Source organism: Bacteriovorax sp. Seq25_V, assembly GCF_000447795.1.
In the GTDB taxonomy this organism is placed as follows: domain Bacteria; phylum Bdellovibrionota; class Bacteriovoracia; order Bacteriovoracales; family Bacteriovoracaceae; genus Halobacteriovorax_A.
The window spans coordinates 18,850-42,840 of record NZ_AUNI01000019.1; the positions used below are offsets into that span (position 1 = coordinate 18,850).

A 23,991-nucleotide genomic window follows, 5' to 3' on the forward strand; every position below is an offset into this window, starting at 1 on the left:
CTCACTTCATTCATTTGAATGGGTGAGCGATGAAATATTTAAACAACTTAGTTCTTATTCCTATACTTATCTTGAGCCTTTTTGGTTGTGGCACAATGAATAGTGGAAAGTACATAACACTTAAAGAAAGTACAACTGCTGATAAGTTATCTGAACTATTTCACGTGCCTTCTTGGAAAATTAAAGAGTTTAATCAAGGTAAGAAATTTAAGGCCGGTGAATCTTTATTTATTCCAATGCGTGGTGGAATTATCACAAATAATTCTCGTTCACGTTCTATTGCTAGTGTTGATTATTCAAAAATGAGAGCGTCTTCTCGTTTTCTTTGGCCTGTTCCTTCCAGTGGAACTATCTCATCGACCTTTGGGCATCGTTGGGGAAGAAATCACGAAGGGATAGATATTGCTGCCAGAAAGGGAGCTTATATTCTAGCTGCAGATAGCGGGGTAGTGGTTTATTCGGGTAAAGAACTTGGCGGTTACGGAAATATTACAGTTGTTTCACATAAAGATGGATTCTTTACCGTATATGCACATGCGTCTAAAAACTATACTTCCAAGGGTGATAAGGTTCATCGCGGGCAGGTTATCGCAGCCGTTGGAAGTACAGGAAGGTCAACTGGAAATCATCTTCATTTTGAAATTAGAAGAGATTCAAAAGCTTTTGATCCAGAAAAGTTTTTTAAACTTTAGGATTGTCCTTTCACAATTTCCATTAATTTTAAATACATCTTTGCTGTATTAACGGCGTCTTCAAGCGCTGTGTGAGCAACTTCACCCATATTCAGAAAGCTCATTAATTTTGAACCTGATTCACACTCGGCAGGGATTTTATCCATGTCAACAAGAGCGTAGGCAACACAAGAAAGATCAAGTTGACGATGATTGAAGTACTTTCTCATGAAATCCCAGCCAAGATCACGATTTAAAAATGGGAGGTCGATTGCACTCATTGATTTTCCAAAAAGTGTGATTTTCTTCCCTTCAAAGTATTCTTTAACTTCATCTGATTCGAAATAATTAATAAGTTCTTGCTTGAAAGCAGCTATTTCAATCCCACTGGAATGGGCTTTTTCAATTAATTCTTTATTATGATCAATTACCCACTGGTTGAGTTTAGGCCTTAAAGACTCAAAGCTTGGACATTTAATATAGAAATGCTTTTTTAGATTATAGTTAATTTGCTTTTCTTTGGCACAGAATGGGACCATTGCAAATTCAATAATTAGATCATGTTCTTCAAGCCCTGTGGCCTCGATGTCGAAAGATAAGTACTTCATCAATTTTCCTTTATAAGTAAGAGACTGTTACAACTTCACCATGTTTGGATATGAATTCCCCCACGGTATAAGTACATGAGATAAGCTCTCCATTTATTTTACATTTTTTACAAACATTTTCTCCACTACAACTTGAGGCTATAGGGATTGATCTAGCAGATAAAAAGAGCAAGAGATTAAGACTTGCTTCTGCTTCGCTTACTGGAATTACTTTAATTATTTTTCCACTTGCTAAGCCTTTTATTGTTAGTTGCATATCGGTCCAAAACCACGTGGGTCTTCATAAAGTGTCGCAAAGTTATCGATTTGTAAAATATCTATTGAGCCAAGACGTGGGACAAAGAAGACATCCTCTTCTGTAACTCTATTTACCTCTTCAGATGATGTACCAAAAATCTCATAGACTGTGCGATCAGGATAGAGTAGGTGCAGGCTTCTCTGCTTTAAAAGAAGAGTGCGTACTTGAGGTGTTATTACCCCCTCTGTCATAGTCGATATAGTGTTTAGTAAAATTTGCTCCGCGTGGGGAGAGCTTTTTGAAATTAGATACTCGTTATTTTTAGAAAAACATATGGCCGTATTAAAACTATCTATTGGCCTTGACTGGAGTAGAAAGCTTAGATCTTTATTTTCTTTTAAAATAGGAGAGGAACTTGTCAAAGTAATAACATAGTTGTCTTTATCTTTAATAACTGCGAAGAGGTTAGAGTAGATAGTCTGACTCTTTCTTTGTAGTAGAGGTGTCTCTCCAAATAAGCGATAATCAAAATTACAAGTTAGTCCTTTGGGACCTTTGAATGTTGTGTCGAGAATGATTGGACGCTTTTTTGTCTGGCTAAGTCGTATATCTGAAATATTTGGACGGCGTATTGATTCCCCATATTTTAAAAGTTGATTTCCACGAAAAGTGATTTCACGCATAGAGCTTGCGTTATAGAACTTTTTGTTTACCTCCAGATAATTTTGAAACTCTTTAGAGATTGGGACTTGTCTTGGGTAAGTTCTATCAAATTTATTAAAGAAGTTTTGCTTTTCTCTATCTGAGATGAGGAGTTCTTTGGAAAGAAGGTCGAGATATTCCTTATAGGTGTTCGCAAAATCTAGAGCTGTGATACTAAATGATTTGAGCTTCCCTTTACTCTTTATCATCGTAAATATTTTTGCGTTCAATGTTGAAGCATTAGGATAGGAGATTGGTTGAAGAATAGAAAATAGTAGTGCCTGTTTCGAAAAATTTAACTGGTTGACGACAGAATATTCTTCAAATTGCTCATTAAGAAGCTGATTGGTAGAAATAATGTTAGTTTGCTTTTCTGGTATTTTACATTCACTTATCTGAATGCGTTGCCCTTCAACACTTTCTGGATTTTCTTGAAAATTTGAAAAACTACATGCCACAAGGAATAATAAAATAGGATACAAATATAATTTCAATTTACTCTCTTTCTATTATAAATGGTTCATCTCCATGATCAAAACTTTCTGGATCAATATCGATTTTAAAATCGTTAAGCCTTGGATCATTAAAAGCGTAATCAATTTTTTGTTTATCTCCGAAGATCTTAATTATAATCCAAAATCCATTTGTGTGGCCAATTGTATCCAAGATTTTGTAGTCGAGATCGTATTTATTTAGAGTCTTACAGATTGTATCAAAGTCCTTTTCTCTATATCCTGTCGGTCTTACAGGTGGAGCAGGTATAAAATAAGTAAAAACCTCAAAGTGTTTTACTCGGTCTTTTTTGTTCTTTTTAAAAAACATCAACTACTTTCCTTTGCTTATCTCTTCTTTGTCATTGTTTATGGAAAAGTTTACCCATAATTTATTTTTGTGCAATATTTAAAAATTTTAGCTATACTATTCTTGTAGCGACAGGAAGTCGTCACAGATAGGCAGGAAGCCGAAAAATGGGGGATCAGTTGCAGGGGTCCCCTTTTTTTATTCTACAAACAGTTCGTTACTTCCCAAATCATTTAAAGTTACTCCATTTACCAATTTAAGCACTTTAAACTTTTCATTTTCAAAGCTAAAAACACCAAGATCAGTAACAACAGTATTAACTACGGCCTTACCTGTTAGAGGTAGTGTACACTTTTTTACAAGCTTAATTGTGTCGTCTTTATTTTTATGAGTCATCATTACAATGACATTCTTCGCTCCATTTACGAGATCCATTGCTCCACCCATTCCAGTTATTTTCTTACCCGGGATCATCCAGTTGGCTAGGCTTCTTTCGCTGTCTACTTCCATTCCGCCAAGAATACAATAGTCAATGTGTCCACCGCGAATCATTCCAAAGCTTGTAGAACTATCAAAGAAACTTGCTCCTGGGATAACTGAGATTGTCTCTTTTCCAGCATTGATTAGAGTAGGGCTTACTTCATTCTTACTTGGACGTTGGCCCACTCCTAATACACCATTCTCAGAATGGATAATGTAATCATGCTCTTTTGGTAAGATTTCACTTATTAGTGTTGGAAGACCAATTCCAAGATTGATACTTGAACCTTTCGGGATGAGGTTTAGTGCTTCTTTTGCCATTTCAATTTTTGACCAGCTCATATCTTTTCCTTATTCTTCGTTTACTTTTAGAAATTCAATTGCATTTTCATAATTAGAACCTTGAAAAATTCTTTGTACGAAAATACCACTGAGGTGAACATCTTCTGGCCTGATATCTCCAAGCTCAACAAGCTCCTCAACTTCGACAATTGTTGTTGTTGCTGCCATGGCCATAAGAGGAGAGAAGTTTCTGGCGGCTTCTTTAAACCAGAGGTTTCCAAAGCTATCACCTTTTTGCGCCTTAATAATTGCAAAGTCTGCACCAAGGGAAGTCTCAAGAATACATGGGCGGTCAAATTCTTTTACTTCTTTGCCTTCTCCAATTAAAGTCCCATACCCAGTAGGGGTGTAGAAGGCCCTGATTCCCATGCCATGGGCCCTGATTCTCTCACTAAATGTTCCTTGAGGAATTAGTTCAAGATCAATTGTATTGGCCAAGATTTTTTCCTCAAGGTCTGGGTTACCACCGACATAAGAGCAATAAGCTTTTTTTATCATATCTTTTTTTAGAAGCTTCACTAGTCCTCTTCCAGAGTTTCCAATATTATTTGAAATAACAGAGAGGTTATTGATAGACATCTGTGATAATGCCTCGATACAGTTTTCTGGAATACCACAAAGACCGAAACCACCGCTCATAATCGATGATCCTGACTTAACATCAAAGAGTGCATCTTGTGCATTTTTAAAGATTTTACTTTTCATATCTCTACGCCTTATTTAATAAGTTTTTTACTTTGTTTAAAGCATCTTCAAGCTTTTTAAGATCGGTAGTCATAATAGGGCAGATAATAATATTTTGACCTGTGACATTAATGTACAATCCATTTTCTTTAAATACTTTCCAGCTGAAGTGTTGCTCAATAACTTCAATGGCCATGAGGGCACCAATATGACGAACTTCTTTTATATTAGGAAAACTCTGAACGTTTTCTTTGAAATCTGAAAGCAGCTTTTCAACTTGATCGAGGTTATCTTGAAACGACTGGTCTTCAATAAGATTTAAAACTTCGTCACATAGTTTTAGTCCAATTGGATGAGCATAGTTAGTAAGACCGGCGCTTAAAACATTTTTGTCATAGTGCTTACTAATCTCACTGTTAAAGTAAACGGCACCAAATGGAAAGAATCCCCCCGAAATTGCCTTTGCAAGACAAATAATATCGGGAGAAAGTTTGAAGTTTTGAAATCCGAAATCTTTGCCTGTTCGAGAGAAACCACAAACAACTTCATCAAGAATTAAGAGGATGTCGTACTTTTTACAAAGACACTGAATTCCATCCCACCATTCCTGAGTAGGGATGTAAACGCCATTTCCTCCTGTAATTGTCTCAAGGATGAAGGCACTGATATTATCCGCACCAACGGCGTTGATTATCTCTTCAGTTCTTTCTAGTGCATCTTTTTCGTAGGGCTCAGGGATGTAATGTGTATTTTGAGACAACGTTAAATGCCCGTCACTTCTCCAATCTCCTGTTGCCGATAATGCGCCAATCGTTGCTCCATGGTAGGAGACTTTGCGTGCCAATATATCTGTTTTGCCACTATAGTTTCTGGCTATCTTGAGAGCATTCTCAACAGACTCCGCGCCAGATGTTGTGTAAAATAATTTTCCCTCAAGCCCTAGCTTTGAGAGTAATCGCTTGGTGACCTGATCCTTTAGAGGGAAGACGGTTTTTGGACCAGCGACTGGTAAGCTTGTAACCTGGTCGATGATGGCAGTTTCAAGATTTTTATTTCTAAGACCAAAGCCTAGATGGTAACTGCAACTACTGAGATCATAAACGGTACTTCCATCTTTTAAAATATAGTCAGTTTCACTAGTTCCAGTAATCTCGAGTTGATTTGGGTTTTCTTGGGCAGACCAAGTTTGGAAGTACAGGCTCATAATTCACCTAGGTTATAAGTTCTATCTTTATAATTACTGTCAAACTCTTCACAGCCCTTCCATAATTTCAACTTCATTGTGGCCGAGTCAAATACTGCTCCACCACATGTCATGGAAGGATCTTGCACTCCTGAATTATAATGAGAACAAATTGATTTTGGATGGTTTTCATGGGACTTTAAAAAGGCTTCCATTGATGTAACATCATTTATTTGATTTTCATACTTATTACAGATTTCAAAACGAGCATGGGTCGTTGAACTAATTGATGCACTATCTTCAATAGCAATAACATCTTTGTTTAAACAGTGATTGGTATGAAAGATTGTTTTCTTATCATTTAGAGATGCTTTCGAGACAAGACCTTTCACTGAAGGAGTAATTTCCCAGTGCTCACCTTGGGATTTGTCTGAGATAAGATAATTATGTCCAGATGTGACTTCAGCACGTGTAATTAAACTTCTCATCGAATCGAGTGAGTTTACTTGAAGCGCATGGCGCACAAGAGCTGGCCACACAATTCCGACTTTCGCATCTGTGGTGTTAATATTATTTACACCAATGAAGAGGCCATGCTTATTGACTCCCATGAGACCTAGGCAACCAACAAGTGAGAAAACAACTTTATCTTCTTCTTTGATAACACAAAGAAAGTTCTTAGCACTCTCGTGCATATCCCATGTCTGCCCAGAGACGGAGCTGCCAGAAAGACTAGAGTAGATACTCGTACACCCTTCGTCTGGGAGAGTGATATCTCTAAAGTCAGTGTAGTTATTAAGAATAATAATATCTTCAATGGAGAGGTTTGCACCTTTTGCAATCCCTTCTAATTCAAGGGCCGAATCAGGACAAAAGGCCTTGGTGGCGAGAAGCTGTTCTTTTGCAAGGGGAGAGATCGAAGTTTTAAGAGCAGGATTCTTTCGTAACATCAGGTCTCGCCTAATATTTGCCAAATCTCTTATTGCGTCTTTATATTGTTCACCATGACTTAATCCATTTTCGAAAGCCGATTTGTCTTTTGAATAGACTAACTCTGGTAAATCTAGATCCTCTAACATATGAACCTATACCTTGTTGAAGTTGCCGTTTAAAATATAGGGGCCATCGTGATTTGAAAGACCCTGGTGCTTATACGAGAAAGAACTTGTTTTTGAAAATTTTCCTAGTGCAATTTCTTTTACAGAAAATGTTTTTTCAACCTTGAGTGCATCTATTGTTTCAAAATTTTTCTTCGCTTGCACAAACTGGGCAAGAGAGTGCGAATCGCCGTCCCAAGTGCTTATTAGCATTAGAGGGGCATCAACATAGCACTCATTCGACATATAACAAACTCCCATCTGACCTCCGAGGTAAGCCATCATTGCATCTGGTTGAGATTCCATTGTTAAGAAATCTGTCGAAAGTATTTGTGAACTAATATTGTAGACAATTTTAACACCATTTTTCATCGAAAGTTTTTTTAAGCCGACTAGAAATTTTGTACTAACATCTGCGTTATTTAGCTTTTGTGGGCAAGGTTCGATAAAGATAGCGAGAATTTTTTCCGCTTTAACTGTCTTTTCTATTTCTTTTAAAAGACTATCTTCGTTTGAGGCCGTTGGATGATCAAAATAGCTTACTGGGAAGTAAGCCCCTGCCTCATCTGAAAGTGATCTGGCCATAAAGCTTCCGCTTCCAAAGTAGTGACCTCTAAAAGAGATAACTTTTTGGCGAGTCTTATCTTCTTCCTTGTAAAGGACAGCTTTGTAAATTTTATCGACACATTCAGCTTGTCCACTTGTTGTATAAATGTGACGAAGTGTTTGTGGGACGAGGGTAGAAAGATATTGAAGGTTATCAAGAAAAGTCTGACTGACAAAATTTGAAAGACAAATTTTATTAATAAGTTCCCCTATGTTTTGAGAAATAAATTCCTCTGTGATTTCTCCAAAGAGATTAGGGCGTGCGACAGTGTTTGAAAGTTTAATATTATCTTTTTCCCAAACTAAAGGAGAGCGGTAGATATAAACATCCCTGTATTCTTCATCATCAGGGTAATCCTCTTTGAGATAGATCTCTGCAATGGCCCCAAGAGAGAGATTGATTTGAAGCATGTTTGCGGCCAATTGATCTCTGTTTCGACCGTAGATGTAGTTTAGCTTTTTTGAACAGCCAATTAACTCGACGGCATACTTTAAAAATCTACCAATCATCTTGCCCTGATAGTCTGGAATAGTAGTTGTATCCAGCATGTAGAGTGTTCTGCTGTCATTGAAATACTTAACTTGACGAAGACCTCGCTCGTGGGGAAAGAGCCCAATTGCGCCCGCAAAAGAAATTGCGACAAGTTTGCCATCATTTAATAGACCAAGACTGATATTTGGTTCATGGGAAACAACTTTCTCAAATTTTTCAATTTCTGTTTGTCTCGCTGGTTCGTAAACAATTTTTTGAATGTCTTCGATTTGTTTCTTATATGTTTTGAAATTGTCTTTGGTTATATTTACAAGCTCAAGAGAATAGTTCTGTGCAAAGAATTTTGTGATAAATTCAAGGGCCTGCTCAACCTTTCCGGGTATTATTCTTTCTTTGAGTATTTTTTCATGCCAAAGATAGTTGAACTCTGGCGAGGCCTGAGGTGTTTTAATATCACTTGGGATTTTAAGCTCAGCACCATGGTAAATATGGGCATAGATATTTTCAATTTCAGCAAAGAGATAATCAATATCTTCTTTCTTATAGGCCGTGTTAAGGCGAAATCTTAGAGTATGAGAGCCTGCATTGTAATAGAGCAGACCTACTTTAAAACGGGCTTCAATGAATTTGTTGATATCTTTGTCATCAGCAAGGTCAAAAGCGAATGCAAGTCCACAAGCTCGAGGCGAGCTGAGTTGATCTCTTTCTTTTATCAATTCAATAAGCTTTTTCTTACAATATTTTTCAATTTCTTCAATACGGTTACGTGATTGATCAATGGCGATTGCATGATAATAACCACGAGCAAGAGAAGCAAATTGAAATTCTTCGTTATCAATATATTCGCCATTCGTTGTGAGAAGGATTCCGGTTTGTGCCTTTTTTGCACAACTTACATATTCTGGGAAGATTGGTGTGCCACTTGAATCTTGAAGATTAAATGACTGGTGCCAGAAAAAATCTCTTCCAAGATAAAAACCTGTTTGAACTTCATCCATAATCACTTCTGTCTGATAAGACTTACACAGAAGAACTAAGGCATTAAAAAAACGATTTGTTCCATAACGGTCACCACCCTCACATTGCATCGGCTCAACGATGACAGCAAAGTGCTCCTCTGTCTCAAGTTGTGCCTTGAGGCTTAGTAGACTACTAACTTCATCTCTTGTCTCTTCATTGCTTAAGTATGGGGTAAGCTTTTCATTGAATTTATCGCAGAAAGGATTTTCCCAAAGTTCTAACCACTTTTTATCTATCTTCAAATTGTAGTTAGAGTGTTTAATTTCAGGGAATGGGATAAATGATGTTTCATAGCCCTTGATTTGGAATGGTTCTCTCTTTGATTTATTCCAAGTTGAAAAAAGAGAAATAAGAAAACGTCCATGAAATGAACCTTCAAAGGCGATAACTTTCTTAGCATTTTTAGATTTTCTTCTTTTGAAGGCCAACCCAAGTGCAACTTCATTCGATTCTGCTCCAGAGTTGGTAAAGATGACTTCTGTTTTTCTATTATTCATTTTTGATTTTAGAAAACCTTTAAATGATTTGATTATATCCTGTGCATTCTCTGTGTATATGTCATTGGTCCATGCTTCTTTAAGGTGAGCAACTCCAAAGAAAGGAAGAGAGTTAAAACCAAGTCCTAGTGTCGCAATCTGGCTTGCAGCATCTTGGATAAATCCTGTTGTATCACCACTGATTGCCATATATGGACCTGTTGATTCCTTGTGGCTTACAAGATATGGTTTTTTTTCGGCCGGTATTGCTATTGAATCATAATACTTTTTTAAAACTTCTTGGCTTGTTTTTAAATTCTGTTCATCAATTGGCTTTATCGTTTTCATGTTGAGTTCCTATTTTAAACAACTATCGATATTATCTCTTAAGTATTCGTCAAACTTCAATCCTGTTCCTTCTAGCATTTGCGGGAACATTGAAATTGGTGTCATTCCAGGAAATGTATTGATCTCGTTGAGATAGTACTTGTCTCCTGTATAGAAGAAATCAACGCGAGAAAGATGCTTCAAATTAAATGCCTTGAAAGCTTTGATTGCAGCTTCTTGCATTTGTTTTGAAATTTCAGGGGATACATTTTTGGCGCGCACATCTGTCTTGGTATGTGAAGTTTTTGAGTATTTTTCTTCATATGAGTAGAAGCCGTCTGGACAAATGATTTCACCTGGCTCAGTCGCAATTACCTTTCCTTGATATTCAAAAACTGCAATTTCTAGTTCGCGAGCTTTTATACTTTTTTCAATGATTACATTTTGAGAAAATTTAAAGGCCTCTGTAATCGTTGATTTTAGAAAATCTTCTTTAGTGACATGATAACAACCAACAGAACTACCTTGGTTTGAAGCTTTAATAAATACATCGTTATTAGATTTTGCAAAAAAAGCTTTTACTTTATCTGTATCTATTTCTTCATTGATATTCTGGCTCATCCAAGGTGAGTTTGAAATGCCAAGCATATCAAGCCAAAGTTTAGTTGTTACTTTGTTAAAGCAGTGGATACTTCCCTCTGAACTTGGACCAAAATAGGGAAGACCAATTGTTTGGAAGAAGCCTTGAATTTCTCCAGTCTCTCCTGGATGGCCATGAATACATGGGATAGCATAATCAATATATGGTTGTTCAGTAGGTGTTTTAAGAATACGGCCATTAAGGGAACACTTTCTTCCGGCCTGTTCCCAGTGTCCTTCCTTTGTAATTTCAACAAGGATGGGATTAAAGTGTTTTGTTTTTGAAATACATTCAAAGATATAAGCAGATGATACTTTAGAGACTTCGTGTTCAGAACCTCCACCGCCATAAACGATGAGGATATTCTTTACTGTAGACATATTCTTCCCTTTTTCGTGCGACCATTTCCTTGGTCGATGTCTTTAAATAAAAAAAGACCCAAGTATTAAACTTGGGCCGGATATTTTACGCTATCTAGTTTTGTAAATTCTGTAATCAACTGGTCTATTGTCCAAGTCTCAGACTTCATTTCACCATGGCGTCTAATTGAAACAGAATTTGATTCCATTTCCTTATCGCCAATAACCATCATAAATGGTGTCTTTGCTTTTTGAATTTGTCTTGTCTTGTATCCCATTGATTCATTTCTATCATCAACTTTAATCCTGAAGCCAAGAGCATTAAGTTTCTTAGAAAGCTCTTTTGAGAATTCAAGATGGAACTCATTATTTACAGGAACAATAGTTGCTTGCTCTGGTGCTAACCAGAATGGGAAGATCCCTGCAACGTGCTCAAGATAAACTCCAAAGAACCTTTCAAGTGAGCCAAGAAGTGCTCTGTGGACAACAACTGGGCGTTCTTCTCCACCGTCTTTAGTTGTGAATTTGAGATCAAAACGATCAGGAAGTTGGAAATCTAGTTGGATAGTTCCCAGCTGGTGGAATCTTCCAAGTGCATCGGCAACTTCTATATCAATTTTTGGGCCGTAGAAAGCACCGTCACCTTCTTTGATGTGGAATTCGTGTCCTGAAGCGCTTAATGCATCACGAAGTGCATTCTCTGCAATATCCCATGTTTCATCACTACCTGCTTTTTTCTCCGGTCTTGTTGAAAGGTTAACTTTCACATTTTTAAAGTCAAACATTTCGTATGCAGTGAAAATCATCTTCATTGTTCTTTGAACTTCTTCTTGTACTTGTTCAAGAGCTAAGAAGATGTGGGCATCATCTTGGCAAAAAGATCTTACTCTCGTAAGTCCCGCAAGTGCTCCCGAGCTTTCGTAACGGTGTAGTCTACCAAAGTCAGCATATCTCATTGGAAGATCACGGTAGCTATACTTGTAGTGCTTAAACATGAGCATGTGGCAAGGACAGTTCATCGGCTTCACTGCATATTCTCTGTCATCAAATTTTGAGAAGAACATATTCTCTTTATAGTGCTCATAGTGACCACTTGTATGCCATAGTTCTGTATCGAGAATTTGTGGAGTAATAACTTCATCGTATTCATAAATACGGTAGAGTCTTCTGATGTACTCAACGAGCTGATTGTAAACGAAGGCACCTTTTGGCATGAAGAATGGAGCTCCTGGAGCTACTTGTTCAAAGTGGAATAACTCCAATTCTTTTCCAAGTTTTCTGTGGTCTCTTTTCTTCGCTTCTTCAATTCGAGCTAGGTGTTCTTTTAGTTCTTCTTTTGTTTCAAAGCACACAGCATAAATTCTTTGAAGCATTTGACGTTTCTCATCTCCACGCCAGTAAGCACCTGCAATACTTGTAAGTTTGAATCCAAAAGGGATGTCTGAAGTTTTCTCAACGTGTGGTCCACGACAAAGATCGATAAACTCACCTTGAGCGTAACAAGAAATTTCTTCTCCTTGAGGAATTGCAGAAATTAATTCTACTTTTAATTCTTGTCCCTGATCTGCAAAAAACTTGATGGCCTCATCACGAGAAAAAACTTTTCTTTCGATTGGAAGCTTTTCCTTGATGATTTTCTTCATCATATTTTCGATATCTTTTAAGTTTTCTTCGGTTATAGAGGTCGCCATTTGTACGTCATAGTAAAACCCATTCTCAATAACTGGACCAACACCAAATTGAACGTTCTCATTTGGGTACAGTCTTGAGATTGCTTGGGCCATCAAGTGCGCAGACGAGTGTCTGATTGTGTCGATGTCAAATTTGGCCATTTTTTCTCTCCGATTTTGTTTTTATATTTGAGGTATAAAGATATCAAATTCTTATAGGGTTCATCAATTTTTTTATGACCTATCTCTGTGAAATTCTAGCTTTTTGACTTATTTGCTCAAGTACTGCTGTGCACATACCGACAAGTTAGTGATGAAAAAAATCTATTTAATTACATTCCTCACTCTTTTACTGGCCAAATACTGTTATGCGGAGGGAAGTGCTCCAAATCATCTCTTTTTTGAGGCGAAGCAGGATCAGTTAACTTCTAAACCCCAATGTCCAGAGGGTCATGTGATGGAAAAAGACGGGATGCTTCTATTTGGCAATTCCGAACAATTCTACTTCAGCCCAAGGCCTCCTGCTAAAGAAATTGAAGAGGTTTGTACATATACAACTTCATATAGTTCCTCAACAACGAAAATGGATAAGAGTTTTGTTTTAAGAAAGAAAGTGAAGCGCACAAATTGTGAGGATAAGTCCTTTAATGGAATAGTTAGCCATTCTTTAACTCGTGCTGGCAACAAGCTGATCTACGAAAATAAGTTTACCGACGAAAATTCAAAAGTCGTAAGTGAGTTTACATGCAATTATGTAAAGTAGCATTCACGATATTGATCCTTGCTGCGTTTTCGGCAGTTGCAAAGGGCAAGACGACTAAAACTGACGTAAATAGTATCAACGCTATGGTTTTAGATATTTTAAATATCGATAAACGTCTCGCAGCTTCTTGTGCTGACTGTGTGACACATTCTCCGGCAATTAGTCTTTCTGATAGTTTTTTTAAAGATGGTGCTGACTGTCGCCATTTTATCGAAGATAATGGAGAATATGGTGCTTGGGGAAAAACTATCGAAAACTATATTTTAACCGAACCTGACGGAGATGTCCTTTTAAGAGATAATCTTGCAGGAATGGAGTCCGGCAGTGGTGGTATATGCCCTCGTTGGAAGAGTCTAAATAGAGATGACAAAATCAGATTTTGGGTATGGTCAATGGCGGCCATAGCCTGGCGCGAGTCAACCTGTGTACCTACTAAGAAAAATAGAAACGCTACAAATGGCGTTGGGGTCGGCCTATTTCAACTTGATGAACGCTATTCAAATCGTCAGTGGCGCGGTAGACATTGTAAGGATAAGACGGTTTCTGCCGCAAAAGACAATGTTGAGTGCGCGATGGACATCATGAGTGAATTAATGAAGGGGAAGTCCGGGATGTATAAAACAAAAGGCATTTTATACGGATATAAATCAGGTTCCTACTGGGAACATCTCAAGCATAGTGATGGTGGGGATATCGGCTCACGCATTAGGGAATTTCCTCTTTGTCAATAAGATTTCAGTAATTTAGGGCATTGTCCTATGTCAAATTATCTATTTATCTTAACTATGTAATTTTTGTTCATTAACTAACTTTCTTTGACTTACTGCAAGGTGACATGATATGTCTCCTTCGTGGTAAGATTCCGCGACATTCTTGCACGAGAGATTTTGGGAAATTTAAGGAGAGAAATAAAGATGGAGACAACACAACAAGGTATTGACCAGAGACCCAAAGCAGATAGACAGACTTTTGCTTTTATTGGTTCTGGTGAGGGACTTATTCCATCAGTTGATCGTTTAACAAAATTAGAAGTTGGTAAGGCCTATTATCAACTGGGAAAGGTTTATTATGATAAGGCCGATCTTGATATGGCCGAGGTTAACTTTATAAAGTCACTAGAGTGTGCAGAGTTACCGAAAGATAATTTCTCAGTATTAAAGATTCTTGGTTTCCTAATTAGAATTGCTGCTGAAAAATTAGAAAATGAAAAAGCATCTAAGTATATCTCAATGTCAGAAAGTATTGTTGAAGACCTTGCAGCAAACTTAGGAAGTTTAAACGGTGAGTACTTCTATTATGCTGGTCTTGTTAAGAGTTATAAAGGTGATTTTGATGGAGCATCTCTTGATCTTAATATGGCACATAAAACATCTCGTGAAGAAAATGATCCTGACTTACTTGCAAAGTGTTTATTGGCCCTCGCAAATAATTCTCTCAATACGCTTGATTGTCATCAGGCACTTGATTACTTAAATCAACTTGATAATCTTTTAAAAATTATCAACAAGGAATATCTTGGTGGATCAATGCACATGAGTTATGGGAAAGTTTACCTGACTCTTGGTGATCACCAAAAATCACTTGAACACTTCAAAATTGCTAACGAAACACTTCAAAATAAAAAATGCTGGAATCTCTATGGATACGTTCTATTAGGGAAAGGGCAAGTTTATAAGCTTGCAGGTGATTTTGACCGTTCTGTTGTTTATTACAATATGGCATCAGAGGCGATTGACCTAAATAGATTTAAGAGACTTTCAAATCTTGTAAAAGCAGAAATTCAGGAAGTAAACGATTCAAGTGTTGATATTTATCTTGATAGAACTAACAGAAAAGTAAAAGAGAAAACTCTTGGAGTTATCGATTTCAAGCACCGTTTTGTTCTTCTCGAAATTCTTTTCTTGTTAGCAAAGAACACGGGAGAGTACTTCGATAAGGAAGTTCTTGCGAAGATGATTTGGAAGGATGAGTATAATCCACTTATTCACGACAAGTTAATCTATACGAGTGTTTCACGCTTAAGAAAACTTATCGAGCCAAAGAATGTTACTGAATCAAAGAGAAAGTATATTATTCGCGGAAAAGACGGTTATACTTTTAATCCAAACGTGAAGATTAGATTCCAAATGGAGACTCGTCTTTCTCCAGGTAGAGCGATCGCAAACGTTGATATTAGTTCGCCAGTGTAATACAATGGGCTTATGAAAAAAGCCCTAATTCTATTTTTTATATCGATGAATATTTGGGCCCTGCAAGATAGGGCCCTTTTTTCTATTGGAGAAACTATTATCTTTGCTCGCAAAGGTAATCTCTATCTCGATGTTCTTTCTAAAGCTCGTTGCTCTAACCGTGTAGGTCTTGTCTCAGAGTTAAGCAGCATCAAAGATGGTGATAAGCAGCTGGTTGTAGAGCAGCCAATTTCAACAATTGAGCAAAAAGCGACTGTAAATAAAATGATCCTTCTTTTTAAAGTTATTAAATCTGCGACGGCCCAAAGAGAAAAGCTAAATATGAGAGAGATTGCGAAGGAATGTCGTATTAAAGGTAATGAGGAGATCTCGGTACTATATGAATTAGTTAGTACTAATGATTATATTAAGCAGAGAATTGTTACTTCTAATGGTCCAGATAACCTTGAAAATAATCTGACTCTATTTAGACAGACTTTTGTCGATCCAATAGATCACCGTCCGTATTACTAATGAATATAGAAATAAAGACCGCTGCTGAAATTATCTTAGAGCCCCAGTTAATAGAAGAAATTTTTGATTTCGATAAACTTTATTTTAACTGGCCCTGGACAAAACAAAATTGGTTGGACTTTTTTAGAACAAGAACTGAATCGTTTATTGTCCTTATAAATGTTGAAGATACATTATCTGGATTCTGTTTAATCGAAAATAATGACGATATCTCATATCTCCATAAAATATGTGTTGCTAAGAATGCTGAGGGTCATGGGCACGGACAGGCCCTCATGACGAGTGCTCTATCTCAACTCGACGATTTAAAGGTAAATGCCTTATCTTTAGAAGTTGATGTTTCTAATTTCAGAGCGATTAGCTTCTACGAGAAACTTGGCTTTAAGCAACTGGGGCGACGCAAGAAATTTTATAGTGATGGCTCCGATGCCTTTGTCTATGAGTTAAGCCTGACATCATAGTAGTTGCACACTGTGTCAAATATGTTTTTTGTGTTATTATCGTGATATAAGTTGACAACTTTGTTTAATTTTCGATAATTTACATACAACAGCATTTTATGTTGTTCGAAATTGACGATTTAGCATTTTGCTTTTTCGGGAAGACTTAGGCTCTTCCCTTTTTTTTTACTTGAGACCAGAAATTGAATAATACAGAATTAGAAAAAAAATTTCATGAAAAGCTATTAGAAGTTACTAAAGAGCTAGGCTATATTTTATACGACCTTCAATACATACCAGGTAGTAAAACTCTTCGTGTCTTTATAATGGATGAGAAGACGATGACTGCAGTGATTGATGACTGTGTAAAAGTTGATAAGGCCCTTTCTCCATTCATGGAAGAGAATGCGTGGATTCCTGATGAGATTATCCTCGAAGTTTCTTCGCCAGGACTTTATCGCCATTTAAAAACTCTACAACACTATCAATGGGCAAAAGGAACACCTGTTACTTTAGCTCTTAGAAAGTCTCTGGATGAGCTTTATCCTGGAGAGTTTAGTAAGAAAGACGGTAAGAGTAAAAAACTTACGGGGATGCTTCTAGACTGTGATGAAGACGGTGTTTTGATTAATTATAATGAAGATGTTGATTTAAAGATAAATTATATAGAAATAAAAAAGGCGAACCTCGAACCTGAAGTTGAGCGTCGTCCATAAGTTAATGGGAAGGTAAAGATGAATTTTTCAGAGCTTGGAAGAGTAATTGAAACACTTGGTAAAGATCGTGGGATCAATAGAGATATTATCATTAAGGCGATTGAACAGGCTTTTCTTGTAACAGCAAGAAAGAAGTTTGGAATCCAAGGTGAGTATGAAACTCGTTATAATGAAGCTGATGATGATGTAGAGATCTTTCAATATAAGAACGTTGTTAACGATGTTAGAGATTCTATTGTTGAAATCAGCCTTTCTGATGCAAAAGAACTCGATGAAGAAGTTGAAGTTGGCGATCAATTAGGTATTAAAATTGAGAACCCTAACTTTACAAGAGTTGATGTACAAACAGCACGTCAGATTATTTTCCAAAAAGTAAGAGACGCTGAAAGAGAAATTCTATTCTCTGAATTTAAGCACAGACAAGGTGACCTTGTTACTGGTATTGCTAGAAGATACGAAAGAGGAAATATTATCGTTGACCTTGGAAAAGCTGATGCAGTTCTTTCTAGAAGAGAAATTATTCCAAACGAAGCTTTCAAACCAGGTGATAGAATCCAAGCATATTTAACTGAAGTAGTAATGACGAACAGAGGGCCAGAAATTAGACTTTCTAGAACTTCTCCAATGTTCCTTGTTAAACTATTTGAAGTTGAAGTACCTGAAATTCAGGATGGAACAATTGAAATTAAGTCTGCAGCAAGAGAGCCAGGACAAAGAGCTAAAATTGCAGTGAGATCAGTTGATAAAGATATCGATCCAGTTGGTGCATGTGTTGGTATGAAAGGTTCACGTGTTCAAAACGTTGTTAACGAACTTCAAGGTGAAAAAATTGATATCGTGAAGTGGTCTGAAGATTTCCAAACTTTTGCAACAGCTGCTCTTGCTCCTGCAGAAATTGACAGTATTCAAACTAACTATGATGAAAACTCAATGGACGTGGTTGTTGAAGAAGATCAACTATCTCTAGCGATCGGTCGTCGTGGACAAAACGTAAGACTTGCAGCAATGCTTACAGGATTTAAAATTAACATTATTTCTAAAGCAAAGCTTCAAGATAGAATTTCTAAAGCGGCTCAAGTCCTTGTTCAAATATCTTCTGTTACAGAGACAATGGCACAGGTTCTTGTTCAACACGGTGTAATGGCAATTGGTGATCTTGTTTCTGCAAGTGCTGATGAGCTTGCAAGTGTTCTAGAAATTGAAGAGTCAGCAGCTCAGGCGATTATTGATGAGACATTAAAAATGATCGACGCTGGTACAATCTCATATGGTGACGATGCTGAAGAAGAATTAGTTTCTGCTTCTGCTGTTCCAGCATATAGAGGACTTCTTGATTCAAGTGAAGAAGAAACTGATGAAGATGCGAAGAGCAAGTTCAGTGAAGCTGAAAGAAGACTACGTGAAGAGCTAGCAGCTTTTAAAATTAAATAAGTAAAAGAGTAAGAAAGTAACAAATAAAGTGGAGTTATAATGCCTAAAAAGATTTTTGAACTGGCAAATGAGATAGGAAAGGGTGCACTTGATCTTGTCGAAGAGCTAAAAAGTCACGGTTTCAATGTAAGAAACCACATGACTGTCTTAGATGACGAAGAAGTGAAGAAAGCTATTGCGCTTTGTTCTGGAGCCCCAGAAGAATCTGATAGCAAGAAGTCTAAAGTCACAAAGAAGAAAGTAGCAAAGAAGAAGGTTACAAAGAAAAAAGTAATCAAGAAAGTTGCTGACTCTGTTGACCCAGACTCTGGTGATGTTGCCATAACGGAGACGATTGTTTCGACAACTGTTGATCCGGATTCAGAAGATGCTTCTAAAACTAAAATTGTTAGAAGAAAAAAGGCCGTTGTTAGAAAGAAAGCTCCAGCTAAGTCTGATGAAGAAGTTTCTGAAGAGGAGGCGGTAGAAGTAGAAGCATCGGCTGAAGTAGATGTTGATATAGATACTGATTCTGATGTTGATACAGGTTCGACTGACGCTGATACTGAAACAGAAGAAATCGTTGCAGCAGCTGATGATTCAGAAGACGAAGTGAAAGAAGAAAAGAAAGCTAATTCAGGACAGAGTCCAGAACAACTTTTAAATACAAAACAATTTGGACTACGAATTGTTAAGCAAGCTCCAGTTAAGCCTAAAGTTGAAGCTCGCGATGAAGATGAAGATGATAGACCACGCAAGAAAATCATAACAAAACCAGTCGCAGATGAGGATATTGTTGATGATGATGAAGTTGCGAGAGGAAAGGATGGAGCTACTAGTAAGAAGCGTCTTTCTGGTCTAGCTTCAATGATGTCTGGTAAGAAGGCCATCGTTAATCGTTCTCAGACTCTGAATGAAGAGAGAGCTACTTCTGAACTTAAGTCATATGGTGTCCTAAGTGGTGGACGTCCAATGTATACAATGATTAAGAGAAAGAAATCTTATTCAGGACCAGCAAAAACTACAGCAATAACTGAAGTGAAGGATTCTAAGAGAGTGGTAAAATTACATGGTGGAGCTCTTGTAGAAGAACTTGCTAAAAAACTATCTGTAAAACTAAAAGACATGATTGATCAGTGTCTTGACCTTAACCTGCTAATTAAAGCAGGTGATTATGTCGGTATGAAGTTAGCAACTGATATTGCAGCTCTTTATGATTACAGAGTTGAAAACGTTGCTTTTGATGAAGACAAAATTATTGGGAAAGATAAGAAGGAAGACAGAAGTCATCTTCCTCTAAGGTCTCCAATTATTACAATCATGGGTCACGTTGACCATGGTAAGACAACTCTTCTTGATTATATTAGAAATGAGAAAGTTGCTTCTGGTGAAGCCGGAGGTATCACTCAACATATTGGAGCTTATTCAGTAGATGTTAAAGGTTCAAGCCTTACATTCCTAGATACTCCTGGTCACGCGGCTTTCGCGGCCATGAGACAACGTGGAGCTGATGTTACAGATATTGTTGTTCTAATCGTTGCTGCTGATGATGGTGTTATGCCTCAAACGCGTGAATCAATTAAGTTTATCCAAAATGCTGGGAAACCACTTATCGTCGCAGTTAACAAGATGGATAAGGAAGGTGCTAACCCAGATAGAGTTAAGCAAGAGCTTACTGAGTTTAATATTACTCCAGAAGAATGGGGTGGGGACACTCAATTCTGTCCAGTGTCGGCACTAAAGGGTGACGGTGTTGATGATCTTCTCGAAGCTATTGCTCTTCAAGCTGAAATTATGGACCTTAGAGAAGATCCAAATGGAAGCGCTGAAGGTATTGTTATCGAATCTAAGATTGAGCAAGGACGTGGACCAGTTGCAACAATTCTGGTTCAAAGTGGAACTCTTAAGAAAGGTGATGCGATTGTTGTCGGTGAAACTTACGGACGTGCAAGAAGCTTAACGAACTATAGAGGGACACTTCTAGATAGTGCTGGACCTTCTATTCCTGTTCAGGTTCTAGGATTAACAGAGGCACCATCTCCTGGAGATACACTAAACGTAGTTAAAAATGAAAGAGAAGCGAAGAAAATTGCTGAGAATAGAATTGATGAAAGAAAGAAACTTGATTCTGTTGGTGCAACAGCTCCAAAAGTTTCACTTGAGGATTTCTTTGCTGCTGCTAAGGATGAAGGTCCAGAACAAAAAGAGCTTGCTCTTATTATTCGTTCAGATGTTCAAGGTTCTTTTGAAGCAATCAAGAACGCTGTTGAAGGTCTATCAAACCCAGAAGTTAACGTACGTGTTATCGCTGGTGGTGTTGGTCCAATCAGTGATTCTGACGTTGCTATGGCAGAGACATCTGGTGGATTCTTATTAGGGTTCAACATGAGACCTTCTACTTCAGCTAGAAAGATGGCAGAAGTTAAAGGTATTGATGTAAAAACATATTCAATCATCTATGAACTAATCAATGATGTTAAGTTAGCGATTGAAGGACTTCTTGTTCCTGAGACTGTTGAAGAATTCATTGGTAGAGCAGAAGTTAGAGATACTTTCTCTGTTCCAAAAATTGGAACTATTGCTGGTTCTTATGTTATCGACGGTTCGATTCAGTCAGGATGTAATGTTAGATTACTTCGTGACGGGAAAATCGTATTTGACGGAAAAATGTCATCTCTTAAGAGATTTAAAGATGATGTTAAAGAAGTTAAGAATGGTTACGAGTGTGGTATCGCTCTTGAGCAATACACGGACATCAAAGTTGGTGACTTATTTGAAGCTTACCGCTTGATCGAAAAGAAGAGAACGCTAAGTGATGTTGAAACTCAAGGTACTATTTTATAAGAAGGTTTGATTTTGGCAAAGTTTAGTAAAAAAGAACAATATGAGAATCAGATTAGGGATGAACTTAATCTGCTTCTAAGAACTGGGCTTAACAATTCAGCGTTAAGTTTTGTTTCTATTACAAGAGTTGAGGTTGCTCCAGATTATTCTGTGGCAACTATTTACTGGGATACTTTTGATCCTTCACGTCGTGGTTCAATTAAAGAAGCGATGGATGCGACAGCTGGGAAGATGCGTTCTCACTTAGCAAAGACCGTAAAGGTAAGACACACTCCTGCTCTTGTAATTAAGTATGATTCATCTTTTGAAGATGAGGCCTCAATTGATTCTCTTTTAAGAGAAGAGAAGAAAAAGGGTAAGTCTTTCTAATGAAAAAAAATTCCACAAAATATAAAGGCCCTTATTATGGGCCTTTGTTTTTTCTAGTAAACAAACCCGTTGGTGTTTCATCGTTTGATGTGATTAGAAAATTTAAAAGAGCTTTGTCTAAAAAAATTGGTAAAATCGGTCACTTTGGTACACTTGATCCTTTTGCCGATGGCCTGATGATTGTCGGTATTGGTGGGGCAACACGACTTAATGATTACACTCAAAAGCTTCCTAAAGAATATATCGCGAAAGGAGTTCTTGGGATTAAGAGTGAGACTGGTGACTTTACGGCAGGGGAAGACCAGTATTACAAAGATGATAATTATAGTTCTTTGAAATATTCAAATGAACTAATCGACGAAACTTTAAAGTCGTTTCTGGGTGAGTATGATCAGGTTCCACATAAGTATTCTGCAACAAAGTTTGAGGGTAAAAATCTCTATGAGTGGGCCCGTGAAGGTGTGGAGATAAAAAAAGACCCCGTTCGTCGTCATATTTACGAGATTGAGCTTCTGGCCGTTGAAGGTGATGAAGTTACTTTTAGGGTAAGCTGTTCGAGTGGAACATATATTCGAGTTCTTTTTGAAGATCTTGCATTGAAGCTTGGAACTTTTGGGGCCTTAAAAGAGCTTAGAAGATCTAAGATTGGTCCACACTTCATTGAGAACTCTTTTGAGTTGGGTGTATTAGAAAAAGAAGACTTCGATGAGGAGTTCTTTCTTTCACAATATGCACAGAATATTGAGTCATTGGTGGACTTTCCACGTATTGATTTTACAGATACTGAACACTTTAAGTTTAGTAATGGGCAAAAGTTTACCGTGGATAGGGAAGATGCCCATTACTGGGTATACTTCGCACAGGAGCTACTGGGGCTTGTTGAGGTCTGTCAAGGTAATGTAACATATTGCATTAGCTATAGTGGTCAGGAAACATTAAAAATAAACAACTTAACTACTCGTAATTCTTTGGACGATCGAAGTTAAGTTATGGTAGAATATTAGAGATTTGACAATTTTAGTTTTCAAGGAGTTAGGGTGAATACAACGCTATTAGCAATGGGGATTGCGTTCTTAGTAGTATTAGGATTAGTTGTTAATTTAGGAGTATTAAGTTTACTTTCGGGTGCTTTACACTTCTTATTTGCAAGACCTTCATTAGAAATTTTGAAGTCTGAAAATGGTGAGAGTGGTTTTGCATTTGGTTTCCGTTGGAATAATGCAAGAGAGCCAGCTTCTTTTGACCAAGTAAAACTAAGACTTTTTAATCCATTCGCAAAACCAACTCAAGTTGATGTATCTGCAGACTTTGCAGGTCAGACATCTGATTTTGGTGTTGATGTTAATTTAGGGCCAGCATTTACTGAGATTCTAAATTCTACGGGATTAGATAATTCAACTCTTCAAATTGAAGTTGTTTCTAAGAAAGATGGAATCACTCACTACTTTAATTATAAGACAAGAAAGTTCCTAGAGAACTTTAGAGCGGCTAATAAGTCTGTTGCTTCTTTTAATGAGAAATATGGTTATGTAAAAACTAAGCCAGTTTATCATCAAACAACAAGAAGCTTTATTGCAGATCCACTTCCACAAACGGCTGAGAAGATCTTAAAGATTCAATCTAACCCAGCTTTCGCAGGTGCTTTTACAGCTGCTGCTGATTCAGCGGCTCCGGCACAAGAGAATTTTACTGTTGCTAAGGTTTGGATTGAAGATGGATGTATCGTTTGTAATGCTTGTGAAGGTATTTACCCAGAGGTATTTGAAGTTACTGATACGACTTGTTTAATTCGTCCAGATGCACCACTTAACGATGGTCTTAAAATTCTTGAATCTGCGGAAGCTTGTCCAGTTGAAGTTATCAAGTTTACAAAAGCTTCATAAATTAAAAACTAAAATTTAGTATTATATAAGGGGAGACTTGAGTCTCCCTTTTTTATGTCCAGGATGGACGGTATGTCGACGGGAGGCAGGAGCCGGAGTCGACGATGTCAGGATGGACGGTATGTCGACGATGTCCAGTGGACTGTTATCTGCAGCAAAATGCGTGAGTATTTTGCCATTGAGCATGTGCGGATTGTCCTTGTTTGACGTCGACATTGAGTGGGTGAGGGTTTTCTTTAAGCACTTAAGGTAGCAACAATAATTGATACCTTATCGAGTCTAAAAAGTTTCCATTCGTACGATTCTGGATGAAAGCAGTGCTTATACTCAATACCTAACTCATCCCAATGATCCATGAACCCCTTCCATTTTTTTACACCATTATCAGCGTAGCCTATCATATATTTTACGCTTGTGTGGTTAAGTGTGCAGAAGGAGTGAGCCGCTCATTCTTCGCGTTTTTTTGA

24 protein-coding genes are annotated in these 23,991 nt (G+C 37.4%); 12 read left to right on the forward strand and 12 right to left on the reverse strand.

Features of this window, described 5'->3' with window-relative positions:
- The first annotated feature begins 29 nt into the window (after window positions 1-29).
- Window positions 30-692 (forward strand): M23 family metallopeptidase, encoded by a 663-nt coding sequence (locus M900_RS17250; RefSeq protein ID WP_021275097.1) that lies wholly within the window; start codon window positions 30-32, stop codon window positions 690-692.
- Here the strand turns inward: M900_RS17250 and M900_RS11530 are convergent.
- From M900_RS11530 to thrS, 11 genes are all read right to left on the reverse strand, one after another.
- Window positions 689-1,279 (reverse strand): exonuclease domain-containing protein, encoded by a 591-nt coding sequence (locus tag M900_RS11530; protein WP_021275081.1) that lies wholly within the window; start codon window positions 1,277-1,279, stop codon window positions 689-691. The genes M900_RS17250 and M900_RS11530 overlap by 4 nt on opposite strands.
- Before the next feature lie 10 nt (window positions 1,280-1,289).
- Entirely contained in the window at window positions 1,290-1,535 is a 246-nt protein-coding gene (locus M900_RS11535) for a hypothetical protein (protein ID WP_021275180.1), read from the reverse strand.
- A complete protein-coding gene (locus M900_RS11540; RefSeq protein WP_021275092.1) occupies window positions 1,526-2,713 on the reverse strand; it encodes a hypothetical protein in 1,188 nt (395 codons plus the stop codon). Before M900_RS11540 ends, M900_RS11535 begins: the two co-directional genes overlap by 10 nt.
- Before the next feature lies 1 nt (window position 2,714).
- Entirely contained in the window at window positions 2,715-3,041 is a 327-nt protein-coding gene (locus M900_RS11545) for a hypothetical protein (RefSeq protein WP_021275182.1), read from the reverse strand.
- Between the two features lie 177 nt (window positions 3,042-3,218).
- Window positions 3,219-3,842: a 3-oxoacid CoA-transferase subunit B gene (locus M900_RS11550; RefSeq protein ID WP_021275144.1), complete on the reverse strand. Its 624-nt coding sequence runs from the start codon at window positions 3,840-3,842 to the stop codon at window positions 3,219-3,221.
- 9 nt (window positions 3,843-3,851) lie between these two features.
- On the reverse strand, window positions 3,852-4,547 hold the full coding sequence (locus tag M900_RS11555; protein ID WP_034732554.1) for a CoA transferase subunit A: 696 nt from the start codon (window positions 4,545-4,547) through the stop codon (window positions 3,852-3,854).
- A gap of 4 nt (window positions 4,548-4,551) precedes the next feature.
- Window positions 4,552-5,730 carry an aspartate aminotransferase family protein gene (locus M900_RS11560; protein ID WP_021275186.1) on the reverse strand — a complete coding sequence of 393 codons (1,179 nt, stop codon included), beginning with the start codon at window positions 5,728-5,730 and terminating at the stop codon, window positions 4,552-4,554.
- The gene (locus tag M900_RS11565; protein WP_021275054.1) at window positions 5,727-6,788 is read right to left on the reverse strand and encodes an acyl-CoA--6-aminopenicillanic acid acyltransferase; all 1,062 of its coding nucleotides are present in this window, start codon (window positions 6,786-6,788) and stop codon (window positions 5,727-5,729) included. The genes M900_RS11560 and M900_RS11565 overlap by 4 nt, the downstream gene beginning before the upstream one ends.
- Before the next feature lie 6 nt (window positions 6,789-6,794).
- Window positions 6,795-9,749 carry an aminotransferase class III-fold pyridoxal phosphate-dependent enzyme gene (locus M900_RS11570; protein WP_021275161.1) on the reverse strand — a complete coding sequence of 985 codons (2,955 nt, stop codon included), beginning with the start codon at window positions 9,747-9,749 and terminating at the stop codon, window positions 6,795-6,797.
- 9 nt (window positions 9,750-9,758) lie between these two features.
- Window positions 9,759-10,748, reverse strand: coding sequence for a D-alanine--D-alanine ligase (locus tag M900_RS11575; protein WP_021275262.1), 990 nt, complete (start codon window positions 10,746-10,748; stop codon window positions 9,759-9,761).
- A gap of 65 nt (window positions 10,749-10,813) precedes the next feature.
- Window positions 10,814-12,559 carry a threonine--tRNA ligase gene (gene thrS, locus M900_RS11580; RefSeq protein WP_021275208.1) on the reverse strand — a complete coding sequence of 582 codons (1,746 nt, stop codon included), beginning with the start codon at window positions 12,557-12,559 and terminating at the stop codon, window positions 10,814-10,816.
- 151 nt (window positions 12,560-12,710) lie between these two features.
- Here thrS and M900_RS11585 point away from each other — a divergent pair, with 151 nt between their 5' ends.
- The 11 genes from M900_RS11585 (at window position 12,711) to M900_RS11635 (ending at window position 23,524) form a co-directional block, all read left to right on the forward strand.
- Window positions 12,711-13,160, forward strand: a complete 450-nt coding sequence (locus M900_RS11585) for a hypothetical protein (protein ID WP_021275112.1) — start codon at window positions 12,711-12,713, stop codon at window positions 13,158-13,160.
- The gene (locus M900_RS11590; protein WP_034732555.1) at window positions 13,142-13,891 is read left to right on the forward strand and encodes a hypothetical protein; all 750 of its coding nucleotides are present in this window, start codon (window positions 13,142-13,144) and stop codon (window positions 13,889-13,891) included. The genes M900_RS11585 and M900_RS11590 overlap by 19 nt, the downstream gene beginning before the upstream one ends.
- Before the next feature lie 183 nt (window positions 13,892-14,074).
- Complete coding sequence (locus tag M900_RS17255; protein WP_021275273.1) at window positions 14,075-15,349, forward strand: winged helix-turn-helix domain-containing protein; 1,275 nt, start codon at window positions 14,075-14,077, stop codon at window positions 15,347-15,349.
- Between the two features lie 12 nt (window positions 15,350-15,361).
- Window positions 15,362-15,862, forward strand: coding sequence for a hypothetical protein (locus M900_RS11600; RefSeq protein WP_021275153.1), 501 nt, complete (start codon window positions 15,362-15,364; stop codon window positions 15,860-15,862).
- Window positions 15,862-16,323 carry an N-acetyltransferase gene (locus M900_RS17260; protein ID WP_021275158.1) on the forward strand — a complete coding sequence of 154 codons (462 nt, stop codon included), beginning with the start codon at window positions 15,862-15,864 and terminating at the stop codon, window positions 16,321-16,323. Before M900_RS11600 ends, M900_RS17260 begins: the two co-directional genes overlap by 1 nt.
- A 182-nt stretch (window positions 16,324-16,505) precedes the next feature.
- Window positions 16,506-17,018 (forward strand): ribosome maturation factor RimP, encoded by a 513-nt coding sequence (gene rimP / locus M900_RS11610; protein ID WP_021275148.1) that lies wholly within the window; start codon window positions 16,506-16,508, stop codon window positions 17,016-17,018.
- Window positions 17,019-17,036: 18 nt separating this feature from the next.
- Window positions 17,037-18,449, forward strand: a complete 1,413-nt coding sequence (gene nusA / locus M900_RS11615; RefSeq protein WP_021275261.1) for a transcription termination factor NusA — start codon at window positions 17,037-17,039, stop codon at window positions 18,447-18,449.
- Between the two features lie 39 nt (window positions 18,450-18,488).
- Window positions 18,489-21,272, forward strand: a complete 2,784-nt coding sequence (gene infB / locus M900_RS11620) for a translation initiation factor IF-2 (protein WP_021275181.1) — start codon at window positions 18,489-18,491, stop codon at window positions 21,270-21,272.
- Window positions 21,273-21,284: 12 nt separating this feature from the next.
- On the forward strand, window positions 21,285-21,641 hold the full coding sequence (gene rbfA, locus M900_RS11625; protein WP_021275083.1) for a 30S ribosome-binding factor RbfA: 357 nt from the start codon (window positions 21,285-21,287) through the stop codon (window positions 21,639-21,641).
- 44 nt (window positions 21,642-21,685) lie between these two features.
- The gene (gene truB, locus M900_RS11630; RefSeq protein ID WP_198296009.1) at window positions 21,686-22,627 is read left to right on the forward strand and encodes a tRNA pseudouridine(55) synthase TruB; all 942 of its coding nucleotides are present in this window, start codon (window positions 21,686-21,688) and stop codon (window positions 22,625-22,627) included.
- Window positions 22,628-22,678: 51 nt separating this feature from the next.
- Window positions 22,679-23,524: a ferredoxin gene (locus tag M900_RS11635; RefSeq protein ID WP_021275155.1), complete on the forward strand. Its 846-nt coding sequence runs from the start codon at window positions 22,679-22,681 to the stop codon at window positions 23,522-23,524.
- 236 nt (window positions 23,525-23,760) lie between these two features.
- Here the strand turns inward: M900_RS11635 and M900_RS17745 are convergent, their stop codons facing one another.
- On the reverse strand, window positions 23,761-23,925 hold the full coding sequence (locus M900_RS17745) for a hypothetical protein (protein WP_157680646.1): 165 nt from the start codon (window positions 23,923-23,925) through the stop codon (window positions 23,761-23,763).
- Between the last annotated feature and the right edge of the window lie 66 nt (window positions 23,926-23,991).

What these genes read in the sequence shown, in the direction of transcription:
- M900_RS17255 (WP_021275273.1), top strand. Translation starts at nt 14,075, where the DNA reads ATGGAGACAACACAACAAGGTATTGACCAGAGACCCAAAGCAGATAGA.
- M900_RS17745 (WP_157680646.1), bottom strand. Translation starts at nt 23,925, where the DNA reads ATGATAGGCTACGCTGATAATGGTGTAAAAAAATGGAAGGGGTTCATG.
- nusA (WP_021275261.1), top strand. Translation starts at nt 17,037, where the DNA reads ATGAATTTTTCAGAGCTTGGAAGAGTAATTGAAACACTTGGTAAAGAT.
- M900_RS17260 (WP_021275158.1), top strand. Translation starts at nt 15,862, where the DNA reads ATGAATATAGAAATAAAGACCGCTGCTGAAATTATCTTAGAGCCCCAG.
- M900_RS11600 (WP_021275153.1), top strand. Translation starts at nt 15,362, where the DNA reads ATGAAAAAAGCCCTAATTCTATTTTTTATATCGATGAATATTTGGGCC.
- M900_RS11555 (WP_034732554.1), bottom strand. Translation starts at nt 4,547, where the DNA reads ATGAAAAGTAAAATCTTTAAAAATGCACAAGATGCACTCTTTGATGTT.
- M900_RS17250 (WP_021275097.1), top strand. Translation starts at nt 30, where the DNA reads ATGAAATATTTAAACAACTTAGTTCTTATTCCTATACTTATCTTGAGC.
- M900_RS11530 (WP_021275081.1), bottom strand. Translation starts at nt 1,279, where the DNA reads ATGAAGTACTTATCTTTCGACATCGAGGCCACAGGGCTTGAAGAACAT.
- infB (WP_021275181.1), top strand. Translation starts at nt 18,489, where the DNA reads ATGCCTAAAAAGATTTTTGAACTGGCAAATGAGATAGGAAAGGGTGCA.
- M900_RS11550 (WP_021275144.1), bottom strand. Translation starts at nt 3,842, where the DNA reads ATGAGCTGGTCAAAAATTGAAATGGCAAAAGAAGCACTAAACCTCATC.
- M900_RS11575 (WP_021275262.1), bottom strand. Translation starts at nt 10,748, where the DNA reads ATGTCTACAGTAAAGAATATCCTCATCGTTTATGGCGGTGGAGGTTCT.
- M900_RS11570 (WP_021275161.1), bottom strand. Translation starts at nt 9,749, where the DNA reads ATGAAAACGATAAAGCCAATTGATGAACAGAATTTAAAAACAAGCCAA.
- thrS (WP_021275208.1), bottom strand. Translation starts at nt 12,559, where the DNA reads ATGGCCAAATTTGACATCGACACAATCAGACACTCGTCTGCGCACTTG.
- M900_RS11585 (WP_021275112.1), top strand. Translation starts at nt 12,711, where the DNA reads ATGAAAAAAATCTATTTAATTACATTCCTCACTCTTTTACTGGCCAAA.
- M900_RS11535 (WP_021275180.1), bottom strand. Translation starts at nt 1,535, where the DNA reads ATGCAACTAACAATAAAAGGCTTAGCAAGTGGAAAAATAATTAAAGTA.
- M900_RS11545 (WP_021275182.1), bottom strand. Translation starts at nt 3,041, where the DNA reads ATGTTTTTTAAAAAGAACAAAAAAGACCGAGTAAAACACTTTGAGGTT.
- M900_RS11565 (WP_021275054.1), bottom strand. Translation starts at nt 6,788, where the DNA reads ATGTTAGAGGATCTAGATTTACCAGAGTTAGTCTATTCAAAAGACAAA.
- M900_RS11590 (WP_034732555.1), top strand. Translation starts at nt 13,142, where the DNA reads ATGCAATTATGTAAAGTAGCATTCACGATATTGATCCTTGCTGCGTTT.
- M900_RS11560 (WP_021275186.1), bottom strand. Translation starts at nt 5,730, where the DNA reads ATGAGCCTGTACTTCCAAACTTGGTCTGCCCAAGAAAACCCAAATCAA.